Origin of the sequence: Flavobacterium sp. UBA2787 (assembly GCA_002352205.1) — a bacterium.
GTDB lineage: Bacteria > Bacteroidota > Bacteroidia > Flavobacteriales > Flavobacteriaceae > Flavobacterium.
In genome coordinates this window covers 22189-48377 of sequence record DEHZ01000003.1, presented here as the reverse complement: position 1 = coordinate 48377, position 26189 = coordinate 22189, and the positions used below count along the sequence as shown (strand labels likewise).

Here is a 26189-nt window from a genome sequence, read left to right as displayed (position 1 = left end):
TTCGTAACTTTATAGTATAAATTTTAGCGTTATGAAAGTAACCAAATTTTCAGGCGAGCTAGTTTTATTCGATAAAGAAAAACTTCAACATTCTTTGCGGAAATCAGGAGCGGATGAAGATGCTGTATTTCAAGTGATGCATGAAATTGATAAGCAATTATACGAAGGAATTCCAACCAAAAAAATTTATAAACTCGCTTTTCAATTACTTAAAAATTTTTCAAATGCTCATGCGGCTCGTTATAATTTGAGATCGGCTGTCCAAGCTCTTGGTCCCGCAGGTTTTTACTTTGAAAAATTTATCGCAAGATTATTTGAGATAGAAGGATTTCAAACACAAACCAATTTGATTTTAGACGGAAAATGCATTTCGCATGAAGTTGATGTTTTGCTCAAAAAAGAAAATGTAGTTTCAATGATTGAATGCAAATTTCATGGAAACCAAGACGCCAAATCCGATGTGAAAGTACCACTCTACATTTTGTCTCGATTTAATGATTTAAAAGAGAAAGATTTTTCGGTTTTCGGATCAAATTATCAAATAAATCATTGTTGGATTGTAACCAATAATCGATTTACAGATGATGCTATAAAATTTGCAATTTGTTCAAACTTGAATCTATTAAGTTGGGATTATCCAAAAGGCAACAGCTTGAGAAATAAAATAGATTCCGCTCAAATTTATCCTGTGACTTGCTTGACAACTTTAACGCAGCTTGAAAAAGATAAATTATTAATGCAAGAACTCATCACCGTGAAAGATTTGATTAATAAATCGGAATGGCTTTCAAAAATCGGGTTGAGTAAAAATCGAATCAAAAACATTCTAAAAGAAGCAAATCAATTGTGTAATGTAATTCATTAAAATCATGAAAATTCATTTTTTAGGAGGAACAGGAACTGTGACAGGTTCAAAAACAGTAGTTGAACTTAATGAAACCCGCATTTTAATCGATTGTGGTCTGTTTCAGGGAATCAAATCATTGCGTGATTTAAATTGGCAACCGTTAGCAATCGAACCTGCTACGATTGATTTTGTGCTACTCACGCACGGCCATCTCGATCATTGCGGTTGGTTGCCAATATTAGTAAAAAATGGTTTTAAAGGTAAAATATTTTGTACTGCTCCAACCAAACAAATCGCTAAACTTATCCTTGCCGATAGTGCAAAAATTCAGGAAGAAGAAGCATCCAAAGCAAATCAAGAACATTTTTCCAAACACAATCCTGCAGAACCTTTATACACCGTAGATGATGCCGAAAGAGTAACGTCTTATTTTAGAGCCGTAGATCAGGAAATTGAAGTGAAATTAACCGAGAATAGTTATTTTAAATTTTTTCAATCCGGACATATTCTCGGTGCTTGTTCCATTGAATTAAATGTTGACGGGAAAGTACTCGTATTCTCCGGCGATGTGGGTCAAGATGATGATGTGTTGATGTATCCGCCCAAAAAAACACAGAAGGCCGATTATGTTTTTTTAGAAAGCACTTACGGTAATCGTCTTCATCCACAAAATGATGTGCTTTTGGATTTGGAAATGATTATTAATACAACCATTAACCGAGGAGGAAATGTGGTGATTCCGAGTTTTGCAGTCGAACGTGCACAAACAGTTATGTATCTTCTTTGGCAATTGCGTTTGCAAAATCGAATTCCGGATATTCCTTATATTATTGATACGCCGATGGGAATTAAAGTATTGGATATATTTAATGATAATCCGAAATGGCACAAATTAAATCCAAATCAATGTGAAGAAATGTGCAGTATGTTTTCGATGATTTCCGATTTTGAAGACACTATCAATGCCATTTATGACAAAAGACCCAAAGTGGTTATTGCTGCAAGCGGAATGATTACCGGTGGAAGGGTTTTGTCCTATTTAGAACGATACATTATAAAGCCTGAAAACACGGTAATGTTAGTGGGTTATCAAGCCGAAGGAACTCGCGGAAGAAAATTATTAGAAGGAGCAAAAGAAATCAAATTTTTCGGAAAATATTATCCGGTTGAAGCTGAAGTAGTGTTGGTAGAAGGACTATCCGCACACGGCGACCAACAAGACTTACTTAATTGGTTGAGCGAATTAAAACAAAAACCTCAAAAAATATTTTTAGTTCACGGTGAAAATGAAGCGGCGGACACCTTACGAACAAAGATTTTTGACAAGTATGGATTTGAAGCAACTGTTCCGCTTTTGGGTCAAGTTGTTGAGATTTAATTCAATTAACAGATTTTTTGGAAGCTAGTAATCAAAAAAAAGTACCTTTGCAGTATGAACTTCAAAAAGTGCACGAGTATTATTATGGCTTTTTATCTGCTGATTTCTTCCAGCGGATTGGCTTTTAATGTGCATTATTGTGGTGATACGATTGCCTCCGTTTCCTCCGTTTTTACTACAGACGAACCATGTGTAATGGATGTTCATCCGGAAGAAAAATCGTGTTGTGCAACTTCGTTAGAAAATCACGACGGTTGTTGTTCTGATGAAACAATTCAAGCCGATTTTGATGAGGTTGTGATTAAGCAGCTGCAGTTTGACTTCGATTATGTTTCGGTTTTACCAACTGTTGAATTTTCTTTTTATACCAATAAAGTAGAGTTAATCAACGAGCAATTGTTTGATTATTATTGTGATGCGAATGCTCCGCCACTCTATCAATTGTATTCCCAATTTGTTTTTTACGCCTGATTTTAATTTAAACTAGATTTCACTTTTGTGAAAAAATTACGTTTAATTTAAAATCATTTTTAATGAAAAAACAACTTATAATTTCATTATTTTTATTGTTTTCCACTTTACTTTTTTCGCAAGAAAATGTAACCGGGAAAATTACTTTTGATGATAATCAGCCTCTTCCGGGAGCAAATATTTATTGGCAAAACACACAAATTGGTGCTGTTTCAGACGATAAAGGAAACTTTTCGATTCCTTTTACTGCCGAAAACACGTTTTTGGTAATTAGTTACGTAGGTTTTCAAACTGTTACTTTAACGATTACAGAACCCAAATCAATTACTCAAAACTTAGAATTTGATAACACCCTTGACGAAGTTACGTTGACAAAAGTCAGAAAGTCTCTTCAAAAGAATTATATGGCTGCTGCCAATGTTCAAACGATGACAAGTAAAGAATTGCTCAAAGCTGCTTGTTGTAATTTATCCGAAAGTTTTGAAACCAATCCATCAATAGATGTCAATTTTTCGGATGCAGTTTCCGGAAGTCGTCAAATTAGAATGTTGGGATTAACAAGTCCATACATTTTGATGACAGAAGAAAATATTCCGGCTATTCGGGGTGCTTCTCAAGCGTATGGACTCTCCTTTGTGCCCGGTACTTGGGTGGAAAGCATTCAAATTACCAAAGGAGCAGGTTCCGTGGTTAATGGATTTGAAAGTATTTCGGGTCAGATTAATTACGAAATGATTAAACCGCAAGATGATATTCCGTTCTTTTTGAATGCATATGGTTCAACCGATTCGCGATTTGAATTGAATACACATTTTAATAAAAAACTGAACGATAAATGGGCAACCAGTTTGTTCCTTCACGGAAATGCGAGAGTTTCTAAAAACGATATGAACGACGATAGTTTTTTAGATAACCCAATCGGTCAACAAATTAATATGATAAACCGTTGGCAATATACCGATGCCGAGAATGGCTGGGTGAGTTTCATCAACTTTCGATATATGAATGATGAAAAACAAACAGGTCAAGTTGATTTTGATCCGGATAGAGATAGAGGAACAACTAATTTCTGGGGTTCAGAAATCAATACAGAAAAATTAGATATTTCATCAAAAATAGGTCGGGTTTCAACCGAAGTTCCGTGGCGAAGTTTTGGGTTTCAAAATGCGTTTAATTACCATAAACAAAATTCATATTTCGGTTTAAATCAATATGATATTACGCAACGAAGTTTTTATTCTAATTTGATTTATAATTCGATTATAAGCAATACGTTACACAAAATTGCAACCGGTTTAAATTTTACTTACGATCAGTTTGATGAAGTGGTGAATGTCTCCGATTTCAGTAGAATTGACAATTCGGTTGGTGCGTTTTTTGAATATACGTATTGCAATGATGACGATTTGAGTTATGTTTTGGGCGGTCGAATTGATTACCACAATCGTTTAGGAGTTTTTGTGACGCCAAGAGCACATTTACGATACAAACCTTTTGAAAAAACCACTTTCAGAATTTCTGCCGGAAGAGGAAAAAGAAGTGCAAATATTTTTGCAGAAAATCAACAACTTTTTGCTTCATCACGTCAATTTCAAATTTTAGATACAGGCGGAGAAATTTATGGTTTGGATGCTGAAATTGCTTGGAATTATGGTGTGAGTTATTTACAAGGATTCAAAGTATTTGGAAAAGAAGCCGAATTTTCGGTTGATTTTTACCGAACCGATTTTCAAAATCAAGCCATTGTAGATGTTGATTTTAGTCCGCAAGAAGTACTTTTTTATAACCTTGACGGAAAATCATTTGCTAATAGTTTACAAGTGGATTTGAGTTATGAAATTTCAACTCATTTCAATGTAAGAACAGCCTACAAATATTATGATGTGCAAACTGATTATACAATTGGTTTAGTAGAAAGACCTTTGCAAGCTAAACATCGTTTTTTTACAAACATCGCTTATGAAACGCACGTCAAGGAAAAAGGACAACAATGGAAATTTGATTTCACTTACAATTGGTTAGGGAAGCAACGTTTGCCAAGAACACAATCTAATCCTGAAGAATATCGTTTGCAGGAGTTTACTAATCCGTTTTCGGTGATGAATGCTCAAATTACCAGAACATTTTCGAAAACATTTGAAATTTATCTTGGTGCAGAAAACCTTGGAAATTATCAACAAGAAAATGCGATTTTAGGAAGTAATGATCCTTTTGGCTCATATTTTGATAGTTCAATGGTGTATGCTCCGGTTTTTGGAGCAATGTTTTACACAGGTTTACGTTTTAAAATTCAGTAACAAATACAATTAAAAAAATCAAAATCAATAACAAAAAACAATAATAAAATGAAAAAGTTAATTTTAGTACTGATGATTTCTTTAATGGGAATTTCAGTTCAAGCTCAAGAAAAGAAGAACAAAAATGCGAAATATGACATCGAAGTAAATGGTAATTGTGATATGTGTAAAAAACGTATCGAAAAAGCTGCCTTGTCTGTAAAAGGTGTAAAGTCTGCCGTTTGGCACATTGATCATCAAGATTTGCATTTAGTTTTGGATGAAAATAAAACAACGATAGATCAAGTTCATGAAGCAGTTGCAAAAGTTGGTCACGATACAGAAAAAATAAAAGCAACAGATGAAGCTTACAATAATTTGCACGGCTGTTGTAAGTTTGAAAGAAAGCAATAAATTAAAAGTTCCGATAACGATATCGGAACTTTTTTATTTAAATTCATTTTAAATCGAAAATTAATCTAATTTTACATCGTTTTAGGTAAATAATGTGAGAACAATAAAATCAGTTTTAGAAAAAAACAAAGGATTATTTTCTTTCCTTCTGGTCTTTGTTGTGCTATATACAGGATCTATCAGAGGATTACTATTGGCTGATTTAGCTCAGAATCACGTAACCTCTCAAAAACATTCTTCAAACAATCATTCCGAATGTGATATTCATGCGGCTCAAACAACAGTATTTACTGTTGTTAACCAAGCAAAAACTGCGGAATCTGAAATTGATGAAGTTCATTTAGATTTTACATTTCCAAAATCCAATTTATTTACGTTTGTTTTTATTGAAAGACAGTTTTTCTGTCAATTTCTCACTAAAATAAATGTAGATAAATTACCTCTTTACGACTTATACTGCAATTGGAAAATACATTTGTCTTAATACAATATTAGTTTTTAAGATTTCAATTTTTTATTGAAAATCAATAACTTATGTATTAATTCAACTTCATTAATTAGTGAAAACAACTATCGATGGCTTTGATGAACATGCTGTTCTTCATCGTCTAACTCATTATTTACCGGCACAAAATCCGTTGAAAGACTTTGTTCATCACAATACTTTACATGCTTTTCAACATAAAAAATTTCATGAAGCATTAGCCAAAGCAACCACCATTTTTGGCTATAAAACCTATTTACCTTTAGAAGATTTCAGGAACCGATTCAAAAAAACTGAAATTAATGAATCCGTACTCAATTGGGTGATTGAAAAAGAAAAAGGAAAGGAGAATATTTCTGTTTGGAAAGATAAATTACTCAATCAAAACTATGATGAATCGGTTAAAGCCAGAATAGGAAATTTACGTGCCAATTGGAAGAAAGAATACGCTATCAATCTAGAAAAATCAACTCATAGTTTGCTATTTCGGGTGTTGTGTAGCTATTTAGATCAAGGCATTGCACTATGGACTTTTCCTGAAAAGGCTACTGGTTTTTTAGCTGCAATTAAAGCTTTGGAACAAAATACTTCTCAAAGTTTGTTTTCTTCAACAAGAGTAAAGGAATTGCTTTTTAAAAATGCATCCATTACAGAATTACTCGAAATTGTGGTTGGAAAGCAAGAACTTTATGAATACTATTTATTTGATCAACAATTCGCTCATCCCGGATGGAGTGGGATGATTGCCACTATCGAAACAAATCCCAGTTCGCTTTTAGATACAAGACCAATCACTTTTGAAGAGTTGGTTAAGTTTGAATTATTGCTCGAAATTGATGTTTTAGACAAAAAATTCAATAGTAATTGGTCGCCACTCGGTTTAAAAGTTCGTTCTCATGAATATAAACTTTTTGAACCTATAAAATACAACGAATTGTTTGAGGTTCTTTCACTTTGGCAAAAAGCGTTTGAGTGGAGCTTTTATGATCAGGTGTTAGCAAGCGTGAAAGAAACAGAACAAGTTTCTGTCAATTCTGCTCCGAGTTTTCAAGGATTGTTTTGTATGGATGATCGTGAATGTTCTTTTAGAAGACATATTGAACACCAAGATGCTAAAGCAGAAACATTCGGAACAGCAGCTTTTTTCAACTTTGAATTTTATTACCAACCGGTAAATGGAAAATTTCATACCAAATTATGTCCTGCTCCGGTTGCACCAAAATTCCTTATTAAAGAAGAACAGAGAAAGAAAAAGCATGTGAAAGATTTTCATTATCACAAGCATTCTCATTCGTTGCTTTTTGGTTGGGTAATTAGTCAGACGCTCGGATTTACTTCGGCTTTTAAATTGTTCTTAAACATTTTTAGGCCATCTATGTCTCCGGCTACAACTTCTTCATTTAAACATTTGCATAAAAAAGCGAAACTGCATATCGAAAATCAAAATCTTAATGATAGAGAAAGTGATTTACAAGTCGGTTTTACCATTGAAGAAATGACGAATAGGGTAGAAGGTTTATTAAAAAGTATTGGTCTCATCAAGAATTTTTCGTCACTTGTTTACGTTGTCGGACACGGTGCTACCAGTGTGAATAACACACATTATGCCGGATATGATTGCGGTGCTTGTTGCGGAAGGCCAAGTTCTGTGAATGCTAAAGTTGCTTGTTTTGCCGCCAATCATCTAAAAGTTAGGGAAATGTTGAAAGAACGAGGAATAGAAATTCCTTTGGAAACTCAATTTCTGCCCGCTCTACACGATACAACCAGAGATGAAATTCAATTTTATGATGAAGATAGTTTAAGTGAATTGAATCTAAAGTTACATCTTCAAAATCAAGAAATCTTTTCAAAAGCACTTCAGAATAATGCGAAAGAACGTTCAAGAAGATTTGATACTATTAATTCTTTTGATTCACTTGAAAAGGTGCACAAAAATGTAAAAAGAAGATCTCTATCATTGTTTGAACCTCGACCGGAATTGAATCATGCTACGAACGCGATGAGTGTTGTTGGAAGAAGAAGTTTGTCTAAACAATTGTTTTTAGACAGACGGTCGTTTTTGAATTCTTATAATTATCAAATTGATCCTTCAGGTGATTTTCTTGCGGTTATTTTAGGACAAGTAGCTCCAGTTGCCGGCGGAATAAATTTGGAATATTATTTTTCCAGGGTTGACAATCAAAAGTTAGGTGCCGGTTCAAAATTGCCACATAATGTCATGGGTTTAATTGGTGTGGCCAATGGAATTGATGGTGATCTTCGTCCCGGATTACCCAGTCAGATGATTGAAGTTCATGATCCTATCCGATTGCTAGTAGTAGCAGAGCATTTTCCGGAAATTGTAAAAAATGCAATTACCAAAAATCCATCAACTTTTGAATGGTTCAAAAATGAATGGGTAAAACTTGTCGTAGTTCATCCGGAAACGAAACAACTTTTTGTATTTGAAAATGAAGATTTTGTTATTTATCAAGCCATTCAAAAAACAAATCACATTCAAAACGAGTTGGAAGTTGATGTTAAAACAAAGGAGAATTTACCCATTTCAATTCTAAAAACAGCGTAAGATTATGGAAAATATACTTCAGTTTTTTTTATTGTTCCCGATTTTAGGTTTCTTAATCAGTGTGTTTTTACCTGAGAAAAAAGAGAAATTAATTTCAGGAATTGCTTTTAGTACTGTTTTTATTCAGTTTTTAGGCATTGTTTTATTTAGTGTAATTTGGATTTGGAATGATTCACCGGATTTGAATCTCAAGGAAACGACGATTTTCAGAACATCACATTACGAGTTTTTCATCGATTTCTATTTTGATAGAATTACAGCCGTTTATTTGTTTGTTGGTGCTCTGCTCACATCGATGATAACCACTTACAGTCGCTATTATCTCCATCGTGAAAAAGGATATAAACGTTTTTTTACCACCGTTTTATTCTTCTTTTTTGGATATAATTTAGCTATTCTGTCCGGTAATTTTGAAACGTTGTTCATTGGTTGGGAAATTATCGGAATTTCATCTTTTCTATTAATTGCGTTTTACAGAGAACGCTATTTACCGGTTAAAAATGCCTTCAAAGTTTTTTCGATATACAGAATTGGCGATGTTGGATTATTGTTAACGATGTGGGCAAGTCACCATTTGTTTCATGAAAATATCACTTTTATGAAGCTAAACAATTATGAATTGGTGAATGAACATTTGCAAAATCACTCTTTAATTGGTGTTTTTATTGCGTTATGTCTTGCTTGTGCAGCAGCCGCAAAATCGGCTCAAATTCCTTTTTCATCATGGTTACCCAGAGCAATGGAAGGACCAACACCATCTAGTGCAATTTTTTATGGCTCACTTTCAGTTCATTTGGGAGTGTTTTTAATGTTGCGAACGTTTCCTTTTTGGGAACATCAAACGTCGATGCGATTTGCAATTGGATTGATGGGATTAACCACTAGTATTATGAGTTCTTTAATGGCTAGAGTACAGTCATCTGTAAAAAGTCAAATTGCCTATAGTTCCATTTCGCAAATTGGTATAATTTTTATTGAAATTGCTCTTGGCTTAGAAGTGTTGGCACTTATTCATTTTGCCGGGAATGCTTTTTTGCGAACGTATCAGTTGTTAGTTTCTCCTTCGGTAGTAAGTTATTTGATAAGAGAGCAGTTTTACACTTTTCAACCTAAATCTGAAAAAGATAATTTTTTCCTTCCAAGAAAGATTAAAAATACACTGTATGTTCTTGCTTTGAAAGAATTTAATTTAGAATCATTTTTGAATTTTGTTCTGTGGCGACCTTTAAAAATAATAGGTAAGTCTTTGGATTTTTTGAATATCAAAAGAGTTTATTTCTTTTTTATACCGCTTTTTGCTTTGGGAACAATTTCTTATCAATTCAAAGAGATATTGCCAACTGAGTTAACATCCGTTTTACCCGAAATTTTTGCCGGAATAGGTTTGGTATTTGTTTTTAAATCTTTCTCAGAACGTAAAAGTCCGTTTTTGGGTTGGATTTTAATTGTCATGAATCATTTTTGGATTGCTTTAGCCATCGTTTTTAATGAACATGTAACCGTAAACGAAATTGCTTTTTATCTAGCCGGAATTATTGTTTCAGGTGCAATTGGCTATTTGGCATTGCTGAAATTAAAGAAAATGGAAAAACGAATCGTAATCAGTCAATATTTAGGACACGTTTATGAACACCCAAAATTCGCTTTTTTCTTTTTGTTGGCAACATTAGGTATCACGGGTTTTCCAATCACTTCAACCTTTATTGGTGAAGATTTACTTTTTAGTCATATTGCGAGTAATCAAGTTGTATTAGCCTTTTTTGTAGCTTCTAGTTTTGTAGTTTCCGGAATTGCCGGAATCCGAATTTATGCTCGTTTATTTTTGGGACCTCATGTAAAAACATATCATGAGTTACCTTATCAATCATCTTAATATAAAATCATATGAAAACAAAAAAATATATTCCTGCTGATGGTTTAGCAGGATTAAAAGAAAATTTTAAAACCGATGCTATTTCAGGTTTTATCGTCTTTTTATTGGCATTACCTTTGAGTTTAGGAATTGCAAAAGCATCAGATTTCCCTCCCATTATGGGATTAATCACAGCAATTATCGGTGGAATTCTCGTGAGTTTTTTCATGGGCTCGCGATTAACCATCAAAGGTCCGGCAGCGGGATTAATTGTAATTGTTGCCGGAGCTGTTTCCGAATTTGGTCAAGGAAATTCTGATTTAGGTTGGAAATTAGCATTAGGAGCAATGGTTATTGCAGGATTAATACAAATTCTTTTTGGAATTTTTAAATTGGGAAAATTAGCCGATTTTTTTCCACTCTCAACCATTCACGGAATGTTGGCGGCTATCGGAATCATTATTATTGCCAAACAAATTCCGGTTTTGTTGAATGATAATCCGATGTTAGCCAAAGGAATGAATCCGATTGAATTGTTATTGAACATCCCTAAATTCATAGTTAATTTGGATACAAAGGCAACATTTATTGGCGTAGTCAGTCTAATAATAATGTTAGGTTGGCCATTTATTAAAAATAAAACTATTAAGATGATTCCGGCTCCACTAGTGGTTTTACTTTTTGCTATTCCGGCCGAATTAGTAATGGATTTTGCTCACACAGAACCGCCTTATGCTTTGGTTAAAATTGGAAGCTTAACAGAGAGCATTCATTGGAACGTTGATTTTTCAGGAATTAGTCAAACCGGAATTTTTATAAAATATGTTATTATGTTCGCTTTAGTTGGTTCATTGGAATCATTGTTAACCGTAAAAGCGATTGATTTGGCAGATCCTTTTAGAAGAAAATCAAACGCAAATAAGGATTTAATAGCGATTGGAATAGGGAATACCTTTGCTGCTTTTTTGGGAGGATTACCTATGATTTCAGAAGTAGCCAGAAGTTCATCCAACGTTACTAATGGAGCCAAAACACGATGGGCAAACTTTTTTCACGGCGTTTTTATTCTTCTTTTTGTATTGTTAGCGGCTCCACTGTTAGAGATGATTCCAAACGCAGCATTAGCCGCGATGTTAATTACAGTGGGAATAAAATTGGCTCATCCAAGAGAATTTCTTCACATGCTTCACATAGGAAAAGAGCAATTAATTATCTTTTCAGGCACAGTTATTGTGACACTTTTTGAAGATTTATTGGTGGGAATTGCGTTCGGAATGTTGTTAAAAATGATTATTCATGTTATGAATGGCATACCAATTTCTTCCTTTTTTAAAGCCCAAACAATTGTTTCTTTTGAAGGAAATACGTATTATGTGGAAATTGATAAATCGGCCATTTTTTCAAATTATTTAGGAATTAAAAGAAAGTTGGAGGAAATTCCGCCAGGCTATCAAGTAATTATTAATTTGAAAAAGACTAAATTAGTTGATCATTCGGTTATGGAAAACTTAGAACATTTTAAACATGATTATGAAGCTCATGATGATGGAGGAACAGTAACTATTCTTGGATTGGAAAACCATAAACCATTGTCAAATCATCCGAAAGCATCAAGAAAAATGACTATAAGTTTAAACAAGATGAATTAATTTAAGTATTTATCTACTTTTACTTTTGTGAAAATAGAGTAATTTAAGCCACATTTAAAAAAAAGTAAAACGCAGAACCTTGACATCGAAATAAACAGCATTTGCTAAGACGGGAATCATACTCATAAATTAAAAGCAGAATAGTTGGTTTGTACTCAATTTCATAGTTGTTGCCTGTATGAGAAAAAGGAATTAAATTGTAAAAAAGACAGTAATATGAAAATGAATTGGATTAAAAAAAGTTACGTTCTAGTAGCACTTTTTGCTATGATTAGTAATGGTTATGCTCAGAATAAAAACGAAGATCAAGCAAACTGGTTTGCTTATGTTGGTCAAATTAAAATTGCTGAAAAAATTGGAATTCATGTCGAAGCTCAGTTTAGGCTAGATGATAATTTAAACTATTCTCGTCAAAATTTATTTAGATTGGGCGGAATCTATCATGTCAATTCAAAGTTGAATTTGGCTTTAGGATATGGTTTAATAAACACATACAGTCCAACTTTTGATGATTATTTTGGTGAAAACAGAATTTGGCAGCAATTGGTTTATAATCATAAATGGAAGGAAGATAAAAATCTAATGAATCATCGAATTCGAGTTGAACAGCGATTTGTGGACAGATTGGGAGTAGTTAATCAAAATACAGAGGTCGTAGCTACTCATTATCAAAATCGATTCAGGTATTTAAACAGAAATTTGATTCATTTATCTAATTTTAAAAATTCTAATAATACGTTGTATGGAATAATCCAATCAGAAGTATTTTTGAATATTGGTAGAAATAAGATTAATTCCAAATTCTTTGATCAAAACCGATTTTTCACCGGTTTAGGAATTCATTTCAAAGAACAAACCCGAATTGAATTGGGTTATATGAATCATTATTTAAATTTAAGTAGTGGTTCCGATTTAATGAATCATACGCTTTCATTTTCAATTTTGCAAAACCTAAGTATTTAATAAAAAACAAAATCCGTCAAGAATTTCTTCAAGACGGATTTTTTTATTTAGAATGACTAATAACTAGATTTTACATCATCCCCGGCATTCCTCCACCCATTGGCATTCCTCCGCCGGCATTTTCTTCTTTAATATCAACCAAAGCACATTCAGTTGTTAAAATCATTCCGGCAACAGAAGCAGCATTTTCCAAAGCAACACGCGTTACTTTTTTCGGATCGATGATTCCGGCTTTTAGCATATCAACATATTCATCGGTTTTGGCATTGTATCCAAAATCACCTTTTCCTTCGGCTACTTTTGCTACAACAACTGAACCTTCTAAACCTGCATTTTCAACAATTGTTCGCAATGGCGATTCAACCGCACGAGAAACAATTTGAATTCCGGTTGCTTCATCAGCATTATCTGCTTTTAAAGAAGCTAAAACGTTTTTAGCTCTCAATAAAGCAACTCCACCACCGGCAACAATTCCTTCTTCAACAGCTGCTCTTGTTGCGTGTAAAGCATCATCAACTCTGTCTTTTTTCTCTTTCATTTCTACTTCAGAAGCAGCACCAACATAAAGAACGGCAACACCTCCAGCTAATTTAGCCAAACGTTCTTGCAATTTTTCACGGTCATAATCAGAAGTTGTTGTTTCCATTTGAGCTTTAATTTGGTTAACACGATTTTTAATCAAATCACCATTTCCTGCTCCGTTTACAATAGTTGTATTGTCTTTATCAATAGAGACTTTTTCAGCAGTTCCTAACATTTCTAACGTTGCGTTTTCTAATGTGTAACCACTTTCTTCAGCAATTACAGTTCCTCCGGTTAAGATGGCAATATCTTCTAACATCGCTTTTCTTCTGTCACCAAAACCTGGTGCTTTTACAGCAGCAATTTTTAAAGCTCCTCGTAATTTGTTTACTACTAACGTTGAAAGAGCTTCTCCATCAACATCTTCTGCAATAATTAATAATGGTTTTCCTGATTGAGCTACCGGTTCTAAAACTGGTAATAACTCTTTTAAAGAAGAAACTTTTTTATCATATAATAAAATATATGGATTTTCTAATTCCACATTCATTTTTTCAGGATTGGTTACAAAGTAAGGCGATAAATATCCTCTGTCAAATTGCATTCCTTCTACTACATCAACGTAGGTATCCGTTCCTTTTGCTTCTTCAACAGTGATAACACCTTCTTTACCTACTTTTCCGAAAGCAGTAGCGATTAATTCGCCAATTACTTCATCATTATTAGCAGAAATCGAAGCTACTTGTTTTATTTTTTCAGTAGAACTTCCTACTTCTTTGGCTTGTTTGCCTAAGTCAGCAACAATGGCTTCTACTGCTTTGTCAATTCCTCTTTTTAAATCCATTGGATTTGCTCCGGCTGCTACGTTCTTTAAACCTTCCTTCACGATGGCTTGAGCTAAAACCGTTGCAGTGGTTGTTCCGTCTCCGGCTAAATCATTGGTTTTAGAAGCAACTTCTTTCACCATTTGAGCACCCATATTTTCCAACGGATCTTTCAATTCAACTTCTTTGGCAACCGTTACACCATCTTTGGTTACTGTTGGTCCACCAAATGATTTGCTGATTGTTACATTGCGACCTTTTGGTCCTAAAGTAACTTTTACTGCGTTTGCCAATGCATCAACACCACGTTTTAAACCGTCGCGTGCTTCAATGTCGAATTTTATATCTTTTGCCATTTTTATAACTATTTAAATTTGTTTGTTGTTTTTAATTGAATTTTTTATACAATTGCTAGAATATCATCCTCTCTCATGATGAGGTAATCTTTGCCATCCAATTTTAATTCGGTTCCGGCATATTTCCCATATAAAACGGTATCGCCAACTTTTACGGTCATGGTGTGGTCTTTTTTACCATTTCCAACTGCCACAACAATTCCTTTTTGTGGTTTTTCTTTGGCAGTGTCCGGAATAATAATTCCTGAGGCTGTAGTTGTTTCGGCTGCAGCCGGCTCCACTAAAACGCGGTCTGAAAGGGGTTTAATGTTTACTGACATAATTATTTTATATTTTAATTAAATTAAGTTTGACGATTTCCTAGTAGTCAGAAATTATGCCAATTGAAGTAAACTGACATTTTTTCAGCATAATTCTATTCAAAAAAAAATCCCGAAAAAATTCGGGACTTTAATATATAAATTCAAAATTAATTATTCTGTTACAGGTGCAGCTTCAGTTGGAGCTGGCGTTGTTGCAGGAGTAGGAGTTGCTGCAGGAGTTTCGGTTCTTGCAGGAGTTACATCCTTATCAATTGTAACTGTTCCGTTACCATCATTAAAAGCTAAACTTGAAAACATAATCAAAGCAATCAAAATGATGCCTAATGTCCATGTACTTTTATCTAAAAAGTCAGTAGTTTTTTGAACTCCACCAATTTGTTGAGAGTTTCCAAAAGTTGATGATAAACCACCACCTTTAGGGTTTTGAACCATGATAACGATGATTAATAAAAAACAAACAATTGTTATTAATACTAAAAAAACTGAAAATCCCATGCTATTGATTATTTTGTTGTAAAATTTTAATGTCTTTAATTCGGTCTGCAAAGAAAATACTTTTTTCCGGATATTTCAAAATTAATATTTCATAAGCTTGAATTGCTTTGCTATATTTTTTTTGTTCCAAGTAAACGCGAGCTAATGTTTCTGTCATCAAGTGTGTTGTATCGCTTGTTTCTATTGGTTTTGAAGGCGTTTCTACTAACTCTCTGGCAGGCGTTATTTTTGGATTAGTTTCGATAAACTTGTCAATTATTTCTAATTTTTTTAGTTTATCAGTAGTGTTTTCCTGCTTTTTTTCCTCTTTTTGAACTGAATTTTCAATTGAAAAAGTTTCTTTTTTCTCCTCAATTCGTTCAATTGGTTTAAAACTTGCCAATTGTAACCATTCTTGAAAGGAGTGTTTTTCGTTTTGTAAAAATGTAATTGGTTTTCCAATTTCCAGTTTTTCTTCAATTTCCGGAATTACTTCTTCGGATGAAGATTCAAAACTGTTTTGGTCTATCAATACAGCTTCGTTTGAAATTGTTTCTTCAACAGTTTCTTCTAAAATTTCTAATGAATTAGGTTCTTCTTCGACGTTAACGTCTTCAACTATTGTTTCAGAAATTGTTTCTTCTTCTGTTGAAATAGTCACAATTTCATCAATTTCTGTAGGAACGATTTCAGTTAGAGTGATTTCTTCTGAAACTTCTTCAATAATTGGATAATTATCCAACTTTACAAAATCAATGTCGGATGATTCAAATTCAACGGTTGGTAAAACGTTTAAATTATCTATTTCAATTTCATCATTAGTAATTTCTTCTTTGGAATCAATAATTTCCAGTACATTTTCAACTTGTGTAGGATTTTGATGAACTTCACTTTCTACCACTTCAATATCCATCAACAAAGCTAATTTTTGTTCATAAATATCTTTTTCAATAATTGTAAATTCATCTGAAGTAATAAAATCAAACAAAATACTACGATCTGTAGTATGAGCAGCTGTTTGTTTTAACGCAAAATTATATTTGTAACTATCTTGATTATACAAGCCTTTGAGATATAATGCACGAGCACTTTGAAAAAAGGGGAAACTATCCACTACGGTTTCCAAAGCTTTTGCTTGCTTTTCGTTCACCGCGTTGGGGTTGTTGAGTAAGTATGTATATTCGGACAGGTTCAATTCAGTTGTTGGTTGTTGGTTGTCTGACAAATTTATAAAAAATTAACAAGGTAAACTTACTAAATTTTATAATCTACCATTTTGCTAACGACGCATTAAAAATATCTTGAGTGATTCGTTCGAAAAGTTCCAATTTTGCTGCTGCTAACGTTGGTCCAATTAATTGTTGTTCTGCCGGATAATCATAGAAAAATGAAAACGATTTTTCAAAATCATCAGCTTCTTTTTTGGTATTGGTAAACCGAACATTTACCGTCATTGTTACTCTGTTTTGAGCTGTTCGTTGATCGGCAGTGGCAGTCATTGGCGAAATTCTGAACCCAGTAATTTCTCCTTCATAAATTAAATCTGCACTACTTGTGGTTAAATTCAAGTTGGTTTGATTGACAATTAATTCTTGAAGTGCAATTGTAAAATCACGTTCAAGACCCGGCTCAATTAATTCGGCATTATTTTGGAAATAATTGACTTGAAAGGTATCTGCATCTATCTTTCCGGTTCCGGTGAAGTTGTAGTATTTGCAGCTGTTTACAGCGATTATTGTTGTTAGAAATAGACAGTATTTGATGATTTTTTTCATGATTCTACAAATCAAATTGTTTAATTTTTCGATATAAAGTTCGTTCCGAAATGCCTAATTCATCTGCAGCAGCTTTTCGTTTGCCTTTGTTTCTGTCTAATGCTTTTTTGATGAGCTCAATTTCCTTAGCATCCAGACGCAAGGTTTCTTCTTCTTCCACAGCTTCGGCAAAAAGATAATTTTGATCATCATCTTCGTCTTCGAATTCCTCTTGTTGCGAATTATTTTGGGTTGGAATCACACCCATTCTTGGCTCTTCAAAATCAATTTCGGTATCTTCTTTTTGGCCGTAGATTTTTTGAATTAAATTTTTATTGGCTTCCTGCACTTTTGAACTGCCATTTTGCATTAATTCTAACGTCAGCTTTTTCAAATCGTTCAAATCACTTTTCATGTCAAAAAGTACTTTGTATAAAATTTCACGTTCGTTACTAAAATCACTTTCCGCCTTTTTGTCTTTGATAACAGCCGGAAGATTTGAACCTTCTTGAGGTAAATAAGCATATAATGTTTGATAAGAAATGTTCCGATTGGTTTCTAAAACAGAAATTTGTTCGGCAATATTCCGCAACTGACGGATATTTCCGCTCCAGCGATATTTCAACAATAAATCAACCGCATTGTCATCTAACTTGATGGGCGGCATTTTGTATTTCTGACTAAAATCGGCGGCAAATTTTCTAAATAATAAATGGATATCGTCTTTTCGTTCACGTAACGGAGGTAAGTTTATGTCAACTGTACTCAAACGATAATATAAATCTTCACGGAATTTACCTTTTTCAATTGCATCAAACATATTGACGTTTGTGGCTGCAACGATCCGAACATTTGTTTTTTGTACTTGCGAGGAACCTACTTTAATAAATTCACCATTTTCTAACACACGAAGCAAACGGACTTGGGTTGTTAATGGTAATTCGCCTACTTCATCCAAAAAAATGGTTCCGCCATCGGCCACTTCAAAATAACCATCACGAGCACCTGTTGCTCCGGTAAAGGAACCTTTTTCGTGACCAAAGAGTTCACTGTCAATTGTTCCTTCCGGAATGGCACCGCAGTTTACAGCTATATATTTTCCATGCTTTCTATGCGAAAGAGAATGAATAATTTTTGGAATACTTTCTTTTCCAACACCACTTTCACCAGTCACCAAAACCGAAATATCGGTTGGAGCAACCTGAATGGCTTTTTCTATCGCACGATTGAGTTTCGGATCATTTCCGATAATTTCAAATCGTTGTTTTATTGCTTGTACGGATTCCATGTTTTGTTTCAAGTTTCAGGTTTCAAGTTTCAGGTTTCAAGTTTCAGGTTTCAAGTAGGGTAGTTAACCTGAAACTTGAAACCTGAAACAAAAATTAATTCATCACTTCAGAATAACCAACCGCTTCTCCAATTAAAGTGGCAGCGGTACAATCGTTGATTTTTACCATCACAAAATCACCAACTTTGTAATTTTCTTTTGGAAAAACAACCACTGTGTTTTGAGAATTTCTTCCGCTCCAATGCTCGGTAGATCGTTTGGATTCTTTTTCAATTAAAACTTCTACTTCTTGACCTATAAAACGTTTGGTTCTTTCTAATCCTAATTTTTGTTGTAAGTCGATGATTTCGTTTAATCGTCTTTTCTTTATTTCTTCCGGCACGTCGTCTTCCATTTTTCTGGCGGCTAATGTTCCCGGTCGTTCCGAATAAGCAAACATAAATCCGAAATCATATTTCACATATTCCATCAAACTTAAGGTGTCTTGATGATCTTCTTCTGTTTCTGTTGGGAAGCCGGTAATGATATCCTGCGAAAGCGAAATATCAGGAATAATTTCATATATTTTGTCCACCAACGCCATGTATTCTTCACGGGTGTGTTGACGGTTCATTTCTTTCAAAATTCTAGTGCTTCCGCTTTGAACCGGTAAATGAATATAGTTGCAAATGTTGTGGTATTTAGCCATGATTTCAATTACTTCCACATGCATATCTTGCGGGTTGGAAGTAGAAAAACGAAAACGCATCTTCGGAAATTGAACGGCACACATTTCAAGTAATTGTGTAAAATCAACTGCTGTAGCTCGTTGCATTTCGGTAGCTTTATCGAAATCTTTCTTTAATCCACCACCATACCATAAATAACTATCTACATTTTGACCTAAAAGCGTTACTTCTTTAAAACCTCTGTCTGATAAATCTTTGATTTCTTCTAAAATACTTTGTGGTTCACGACTTCTTTCACGACCACGGGTAAATGGAACAACGCAAAAAGTACACATATTATCACATCCGCGAGTGATGGACACAAATGCATTCACGCCATTACTGTTTAATCGAACAGGAGAAATATCGCCATAGGTTTCATCTTTAGATAAAATCACATTGATGGCATCACGACCTTCTTCAACTTCTTTTAATAGGTTTGGAATGTCTTTGTAGGCATCGGGACCAACGACCATATCTACAATTTTTTCTTCTTCCAAAAATTGACTTTTTAATCTCTCGGCCATACAACCCAAAACACCCACTTTCATGGTTGGATTGATTTTTTTAACGGCGTTGTATTTTTCTAAACGTTTGCGAACGGTTTGTTCAGCTTTATCACGAATAGAACAAGTGTTTACTAAAACCAAATCGGCTTCTTCCAAATTTTGGGTAGTGTTATAACCTTGTTCATACAAAATGGAAGCTACGATTTCACTATCAGAAAAATTCATCTGACAGCCGTAACTTTCTATAAAAAGTTTTTTTGTATTACCTTCTTTTTGTTCTAAAACTAAGCTGGTTCCTTGCTTGTTTTCTTCAATTGTCTTCTCCATAATCGATTTTATCTGAAATCAGTCAGCAAAGATAATACTAAAATTGAAAATGTGACAAGATGGCAGATGTTGTTTAACAAAATATTACCTCAAAAAAATAATTTAAAGTGTCATTTTATTTTCCAAAAAACAATAATTAAAAAAAAACCATACTTTTGTTGCCAAACAAACATGTACATGGCAAAGAATTTAGTTATCGTTGAGTCACCGGCAAAAGCAAAAACAATCGAAAAATTTTTAGGAAGTGATTATCAGGTAGAGTCCAGTTACGGGCACATTGCCGATCTTCCTTCTAAAGAAATCGGGGTTGATGTAGAGAATAATTTTAAACCCAAATATGAAGTTTCTGCAGATAAAAAAGCTTTAGTGAGTAAACTCAAAACGTTATCTAAAAATGCTGAAATGGTTTGGTTGGCGAGTGATGAAGACCGAGAAGGAGAAGCAATTTCATGGCATTTAGCCGAAGAATTAAAATTAGATCCAAAAAAAACTAAGCGAATTGTTTTTCATGAAATTACAAAATCGGCTATTCAAAAGGCAATTGAAAATCCACGTTCTATTGATTATAATTTAGTAAATGCTCAACAGGCCAGAAGAGTTTTAGACCGTTTGGTGGGTTATGAATTATCACCGGTTTTGTGGAAAAAAGTAAAAGGCGGTTTGTCTGCCGGGCGTGTGCAATCAGTTTCTGTTCGTTTGATTGTGGAAAGAGAGCGAGAAATTCAAGAGTTTACTGCTCAAGCCTCTTATTCTGTTACGGCAGAATTCGCCAATGAAGCGGGAAAAACCTTCAAAGCCAAATTGCCAAAGAATTTTTCAACTAAAAAAGAAGCAGAAGATTTTCTTCAAAAAAATATTGGTTCTTTATATAAGGTATCGGATTTAGAAACAAAACCTACCAAAAAATCTCCGGCCGCACCGTTTACAACTTCTACGTTGCAACAGGAAGCAGCTCGAAAATTATATCTTCCTGTTGGAATAACCATGCAAATTGCACAACGTTTGTATGAAGCTGGGCACATTACTTATATGAGAACAGACAGCGTCAATCTTTCGCAAGAAGCAATGGCAGCTGCTCAGGCTGAAATTACTCATTCGTATGGAAAGGAATTCAGCAAACCAAGAAATTTCACCAGTAAATCAAAAGGTGCTCAAGAAGCTCACGAAGCAATTCGTCCAACGGATATGTCAAAACACACCTTAAATATAGACAGAGATCAAGCACGTTTATATGATTTGATATGGAAAAGAACGTTGGCTTCGCAAATGAGTGATGCCGAATTGGAACGTACCAATGTGAAAATTGAAGCGAACAATCATAGCGAACATTTTGCTGCAACCGGAGAAGTGATCAAATTTGAAGGTTTCCTAAAAGTATATTTAGAAGGAAATGATGAAGATGATGAAGAACAAGAGGGAATGTTACCGGCGATGAAAATCAACGAACGTTTGGCTAATAATTATATTACTGCAACAGAACGTTTTTCAAGACCTGCAAGTAGATATACTGAAGCTTCTTTGGTGAAGAAATTAGAAGAATTAGGAATTGGAAGACCATCAACCTATGCACCAACTATTTCAACTATTATCAACAGAAATTACGTTGAAAAAGGAAGCTTTGAAGGACAAGAAAGAAAATACAACCAATTAACTTTAAAAGGAAATGACATTAAATCAGTAGTTTTAACTGAAAATGCCGGTTCTGACAAAGGAAAATTGGTGCCAACAGATATTGGGATTATTGTAAATGACTTTTTAGTAAAGAATTTTTCTACCATCTTAGATTATAATTTCACTGCAAAAGTGGAACAAGATTTCGATGAAATTGCTGAAGGAAATGAAGATTGGACAAAAATGATGCGAGATTTCTACAATCATTTTCACCCAATTGTTAAAAATGTTGAAGAAAATGCCGACAGAGAAAGTGGCGAACGTATATTAGGAAAAGATCCAAAAACAGGAAAGCCGGTTTCGGTTCGTTTAGGAAAATTTGGACCAATGGCTCAGATTGGTGATATTGATGATGAAGATAAACAATTTGCCAGTTTAGGAACCGATCAAAATATTGGAACCATTACGCTAGAAGATGCTTTAAACTTGTTTTTATTACCAAAAAATTTAGGCACCTATAAAGGAGAAGAAGTTGAAGTGAATAATGGTCGTTTTGGGCCTTATGTTCGATTTGGTAAGACATTTGTTTCGTTGCCGAAAGGCGAAGATCCTTTGGATGTTACTTTAGAAAGAGCACAAGAACTAATTGATGAAAAAAATCAAGCTGATGCTCCAATTGGAGAATATGAAGGATTGCCGATTCAAAGAGGTGTTGGTCGATTTGGTCCATTTATCAAATGGAATGGAATGTTTATTAATGTAAGTAAAAAATACAATTTTGATAAATTATCGCAATCCGATTTAGTTGAATTGATTGAAGATAAGCAGCAAAAAGAAATTGACAAAGTTATCCATGATTGGAAGGCTGAAGGAATTAAGGTTGAAAAAGCCCGCTGGGGTCGTTCGGTTATCACCAAAGGAAAGGTTAAAATTGAATTGAACAAAGATGTTGATGCAGAAAAATTAACGTTAGCTCAAGTGCAAGAATTGATTGAAAAGAAAGCACCGGCTAAGAAAGCACCGGCCAAAAAACCTGCAGCAAAAAAGACAGCTACCAAAAAAGCACCGGTAAAAAAGAAATAATTTATGGCATTTGATTTTTTAGAACCTGTTGAAGAGGCGGTTTTAGACTTTGTAAAAAATCTAAATTCGCAAACGCTTGGAAAAAAGTGTGTATTCCATACGCACGAAGATTTTCCGGATTTAAACAAAATTAAAATTGCAATAATTGGTGTTTTAGATAATAGAGGAAGTAATTCTAATGAAAGTGTAGATCTAAGTTTGATTAGAAAAGAATTTTATGCACTTTATCCGGGCAATTGGCATTCAACCATTGCTGATTTGGGTGATATTCCGCAAGGAAATACACAAGAAGATACATATTATGCTGTTTCCAAGATTGTTTCAGAACTAATAAAGAAACAGATTGTTCCTATTGTTATTGGTGGTTCTCAGGATTTGACTTATGCAATCTACCGCAGTTATGACAAGTTGGATCAAATGGTTAATTTGGTTGCAATTGATAATAAATTTGATTTTGGTAAAGATGAATCCAGAAATACTTCAGATTCCTATCTTTCTAAGATAATTATTAAAGAGCCAACCAACCTTTTTAATTATAGTAATTTGGGATTTCAAACCTATTATAATTCCCAAGAAGAAATTGATTTAATTGAAAAATTATACTTTGATGCCTATCGTTTAGGCGAAGTCAGCACAAATCTTTCGTTGGCAGAGCCCGTTTTTAGAGATAGCGATATCGTTTCAGTAGATTTAACATCCATAAAATCAGCAGATTCAGGAAATTTTGTTACTTTTACACCAAATGGTTTTAATGGTAAAGAAATTTGTGCTTTATCAAGGTATGCCGGACTAAGTGATAAAGTTTCTTCATTTGGAATATTTAATCACAATAATTTGAAGAATGAAAGCGTTTTGATAGCTCAAATTATATGGTATTTTCTAGAAGGATATAATTTTAGATCCTTAGAATACCCAAATTTGAATCAAAATATATTTTTAAAATACATCGTTCCTGTTGACGACATCGAGCTCATATTTTTTAAGAGTCCAAAAACAGAAAGATGGTGGATAGAAATACCATTTATTTCAAATGTTAATAATAAATTAAAAAAAAATACGTTATTGCCGTGTACACATGACGATTATTTGCGAGCTTGCGACCAAGAAATACCGGAAAGATGGTGGAAAGCACAACGAAAGAATCTAATATAATTAAAGATATAATCTTACAAAAATAATAAAAAGATGTATTTCATCGACAAAATATGTATTTTATCGATTTTTTTCTTTTTAGATTTGAAGAATATATTTAGTTTTGACACAGAAAATAAATTTTACCATAAATAATTGCATTTTTAAAAAATTATAAATAGGTTTACGGCCTTAAAAATTCGAGTACATGATAACCCAAATTTATATGAAGAAGTTCATCGCATTATCAACGATTTTAGTAACACTGGTTAGCTGCGGTTCCAGTGACAAGGGAGAACTTGTAGGAGTTCAAGGTAAAAAATGGCATCCTGAGAAACCTTATGGTATGACATTGATTCCTGGCGGAGCGTTTATTATGGGTAAATCAGACGATGATTTAGCTAATATTCAAGATGCACCAACCAAAACGGTAACAGTTCGTTCGTTCTACATGGATGAAACTGAAATCACAAATAGTGAATACCGTCAGTTTGTTGAATGGGTAAAAGATTCTACTATTAGAATGAAATTAGCTATTCTTGCAGATGAAATGGGTCAAACTTCAACTGGTAACGCCGGAAAAAAAGGTGGTGGAAGCATAGGCGATTATGCTTTTGCTGATGCAGATCCTGAAAAAATGACTCCTTACGATAAATATATGTATGAAAACTACTATAGTGTTGGAACGGATGATGATCAATTTGCCGGTAGAAAATTGAACAGAAAAGTAAAATTGATTAAAGAAACTTCAAAATATCCGGATGAATATTATGTTGAGGTAATGGATTCAATGTATTTACCTGCTGCCGAATCATATAATGGTTTGAGAACAATTGATGTAAATAAATTAGAATTCAGTTACACTTGGATGGATATTCAAGCGGCAGCTAAAGCTAAAACAGGAAAAAGATCAGACTTTATCAGAAAAGAAAAAGTTAAAGTATATCCTGATACGACTTCTTGGATTAAAGATTTTGCTTATTCATATAATGAACCAATGCACAACGATTATTTTTGGCATCAAGCTTACAGTGATTACCCTGTAGTTGGAGTTAAATGGACGCAAGCCAAAGCATTTTGTGCATGGAGAACATTAAATAAAAATACTTACAGAAAGAAAAAGAAACAAGAATTTGTTAACTCTTTCCGTTTACCAACCGAAGCAGAGTGGGAATATGCTGCTAGAGGAGGTCTAGAATCTGCAACTTATCCATGGGGAAGTTTATATGCTAAAAACGACAGAGGTTGTTATTTGGCTAATTTCAAACCAAATAGAGGGGATTATGCAGCTGATGAGGCTTTATACACTGTAGAAGCAAAATCATACGAACCAAATAACTATAACTTATACAACATGTCCGGAAACGTTTCAGAGTGGACAGATTCATCATATGATGCTGCTGCTTATGAATATGTTTCAACAATGAACCCAACAGTAGGTGATTTGAAAAACAAACGTAAAGTTATCCGTGGTGGTTCTTGGAAAGATGTTGCTTACTTCCTTCAGGTAAGTACAAGAGATTATGAATATGCTGATTCTGCAAGGAGCTACATCGGATTCAGAACAGTTCAAGATTATATGGGAACACAAACTACTGGAAACAGAATGACAGGTAGATCAAAATAAACCAACAAATTTAAATTTTTAACCAACTTTATTATATTAATTAACTTAACTAACTAAAATTTATTATTATGGCACTTTTAAGTAAAAAAACAATGAACTTTGCTTATGGAATGGGAGCTGCGGTTGTTATCGTAGGAGCATTATTCAAAATTATCCACTTTGAAATCGGACCTTTAACAGGAAACGTGATGTTAACCATCGGTCTTGTTACTGAAGCTATCATTTTCGCATTATCTGCCTTCGAACCAGTTGACAACGAATTGGATTGGTCTTTAGTATACCCTGAATTAGCAGGTGGAGAAGCAAAAGAAAAAGGTAAAAAAGAAGAAGCTAAAGATGCTCAAGGTTTATTGTCACAAAAATTAGATGCAATGTTGAAAGAAGCTAAAGTTGACGGTGAGTTAATGACAAGCTTAGGAAACAGCATCAAAAACTTCGAATCTGCTGCTAAAGGAATTGCTCCAACTGTAGATTCAATAGCAGGTCAGAAAAAATATAGCGAAGAATTATCTATGGCTGCTGCTCAAATGGAATCTTTAAATAGTTTATATAAAGTTCAGTTAGAAAGTGCTTCTAGAAATGCAGAAGCTAATAAAGAAATTGCTGACAATGCTTCAAAATTAAAAGATCAAATGCAAGCTATGACAGCTAATATTGCTTCCTTAAACAATGTTTATGGTGGAATGTTGTCTGCAATGGGAAATAAAGGATAATTAGTTTTATCAATTTAACAAACAATTTAAAAAACTA

General features: G+C 33.8%; 21 protein-coding genes. 14 read left to right on the top strand and 7 right to left on the bottom strand.

What is annotated here, in order from left to right; genetic code table 11:
- Positions 1-31: 31 nt before the first annotated feature.
- From B4N66_RS02045 to B4N66_RS02000, 10 genes are all read left to right on the top strand, one after another.
- Positions 32-865 carry a restriction endonuclease gene (locus B4N66_RS02045; RefSeq protein ID WP_291092081.1) on the top strand — a complete coding sequence of 278 codons (834 nt, stop codon included), beginning with the start codon at positions 32-34 and terminating at the stop codon, positions 863-865.
- Between the two features lie 4 nt (positions 866-869).
- Entirely contained in the window at positions 870-2225 is a 1356-nt protein-coding gene (locus B4N66_RS02040) for an MBL fold metallo-hydrolase RNA specificity domain-containing protein (protein WP_291092080.1), read from the top strand.
- Between the two features lie 54 nt (positions 2226-2279).
- Positions 2280-2696: an HYC_CC_PP family protein gene (locus tag B4N66_RS02035; protein ID WP_291092079.1), complete on the top strand. Its 417-nt coding sequence runs from the start codon at positions 2280-2282 to the stop codon at positions 2694-2696.
- A gap of 62 nt (positions 2697-2758) precedes the next feature.
- Entirely contained in the window at positions 2759-4993 is a 2235-nt protein-coding gene (locus B4N66_RS02030; protein WP_291092078.1) for a TonB-dependent receptor, read from the top strand.
- A 48-nt stretch (positions 4994-5041) separates the two neighbouring features.
- Positions 5042-5386, top strand: a complete 345-nt coding sequence (locus tag B4N66_RS02025; protein WP_291092077.1) for a heavy-metal-associated domain-containing protein — start codon at positions 5042-5044, stop codon at positions 5384-5386.
- A 94-nt stretch (positions 5387-5480) separates the two neighbouring features.
- The gene (locus B4N66_RS02020; protein ID WP_291092076.1) at positions 5481-5870 is read left to right on the top strand and encodes a hypothetical protein; all 390 of its coding nucleotides are present in this window, start codon (positions 5481-5483) and stop codon (positions 5868-5870) included.
- A gap of 76 nt (positions 5871-5946) precedes the next feature.
- Positions 5947-8439, top strand: coding sequence for a YbcC family protein (locus B4N66_RS02015; RefSeq protein ID WP_291092075.1), 2493 nt, complete (start codon positions 5947-5949; stop codon positions 8437-8439).
- 4 nt (positions 8440-8443) lie between these two features.
- Positions 8444-10312: a proton-conducting transporter membrane subunit gene (locus tag B4N66_RS02010; RefSeq protein WP_291092074.1), complete on the top strand. Its 1869-nt coding sequence runs from the start codon at positions 8444-8446 to the stop codon at positions 10310-10312.
- An 11-nt stretch (positions 10313-10323) separates the two neighbouring features.
- Complete coding sequence (locus B4N66_RS02005; protein ID WP_291092073.1) at positions 10324-11940, top strand: SulP family inorganic anion transporter; 1617 nt, start codon at positions 10324-10326, stop codon at positions 11938-11940.
- A gap of 216 nt (positions 11941-12156) precedes the next feature.
- A complete protein-coding gene (locus B4N66_RS02000; RefSeq protein ID WP_291092072.1) occupies positions 12157-12903 on the top strand; it encodes a DUF2490 domain-containing protein in 747 nt (248 codons plus the stop codon).
- Between the two features lie 70 nt (positions 12904-12973).
- On the opposite strand, the gene groL is transcribed toward B4N66_RS02000, so the two are convergent.
- The 7 genes from groL to miaB form a co-directional block, all read right to left on the bottom strand.
- The gene (gene groL, locus B4N66_RS01995) at positions 12974-14605 is read right to left on the bottom strand and encodes a chaperonin GroEL (RefSeq protein WP_188360560.1); all 1632 of its coding nucleotides are present in this window, start codon (positions 14603-14605) and stop codon (positions 12974-12976) included.
- Between the two features lie 44 nt (positions 14606-14649).
- Positions 14650-14925 carry a co-chaperone GroES gene (locus B4N66_RS01990; RefSeq protein WP_291092071.1) on the bottom strand — a complete coding sequence of 92 codons (276 nt, stop codon included), beginning with the start codon at positions 14923-14925 and terminating at the stop codon, positions 14650-14652.
- Between the two features lie 153 nt (positions 14926-15078).
- Positions 15079-15423, bottom strand: a complete 345-nt coding sequence (secG, locus tag B4N66_RS01985) for a preprotein translocase subunit SecG (protein ID WP_291092070.1) — start codon at positions 15421-15423, stop codon at positions 15079-15081.
- A 1-nt stretch (position 15424) separates the two neighbouring features.
- Positions 15425-16627 (bottom strand): tetratricopeptide repeat protein, encoded by a 1203-nt coding sequence (locus tag B4N66_RS01980; RefSeq protein ID WP_291092069.1) that lies wholly within the window; start codon positions 16625-16627, stop codon positions 15425-15427.
- A 43-nt stretch (positions 16628-16670) separates the two neighbouring features.
- Complete coding sequence (locus B4N66_RS01975) at positions 16671-17177, bottom strand: LptE family protein (RefSeq protein WP_291092068.1); 507 nt, start codon at positions 17175-17177, stop codon at positions 16671-16673.
- A 4-nt stretch (positions 17178-17181) separates the two neighbouring features.
- Positions 17182-18444, bottom strand: a complete 1263-nt coding sequence (locus B4N66_RS01970) for a sigma-54 interaction domain-containing protein (protein ID WP_291092067.1) — start codon at positions 18442-18444, stop codon at positions 17182-17184.
- Between the two features lie 94 nt (positions 18445-18538).
- Positions 18539-19987 (bottom strand): tRNA (N6-isopentenyl adenosine(37)-C2)-methylthiotransferase MiaB, encoded by a 1449-nt coding sequence (miaB, locus tag B4N66_RS01965; RefSeq protein ID WP_291092066.1) that lies wholly within the window; start codon positions 19985-19987, stop codon positions 18539-18541.
- 177 nt (positions 19988-20164) lie between these two features.
- On the opposite strand from miaB, the gene topA reads away from it, so the two are divergent.
- The 4 genes from topA to gldL all read left to right on the top strand — a co-directional run bounded on the left by topA (position 20165) and on the right by gldL (position 26152).
- Positions 20165-22681 carry a type I DNA topoisomerase gene (gene topA / locus B4N66_RS01960; RefSeq protein WP_291092065.1) on the top strand — a complete coding sequence of 839 codons (2517 nt, stop codon included), beginning with the start codon at positions 20165-20167 and terminating at the stop codon, positions 22679-22681.
- Positions 22682-22684: 3 nt separating this feature from the next.
- Positions 22685-23833 (top strand): formimidoylglutamase, encoded by a 1149-nt coding sequence (locus B4N66_RS01955; RefSeq protein ID WP_291092064.1) that lies wholly within the window; start codon positions 22685-22687, stop codon positions 23831-23833.
- 205 nt (positions 23834-24038) lie between these two features.
- Complete coding sequence (gene gldK, locus B4N66_RS01950; protein ID WP_291092063.1) at positions 24039-25439, top strand: gliding motility lipoprotein GldK; 1401 nt, start codon at positions 24039-24041, stop codon at positions 25437-25439.
- A 68-nt stretch (positions 25440-25507) separates the two neighbouring features.
- Complete coding sequence (gene gldL, locus B4N66_RS01945; protein WP_291092062.1) at positions 25508-26152, top strand: gliding motility protein GldL; 645 nt, start codon at positions 25508-25510, stop codon at positions 26150-26152.
- The last annotated feature ends 37 nt before the right edge of the window (positions 26153-26189 follow it).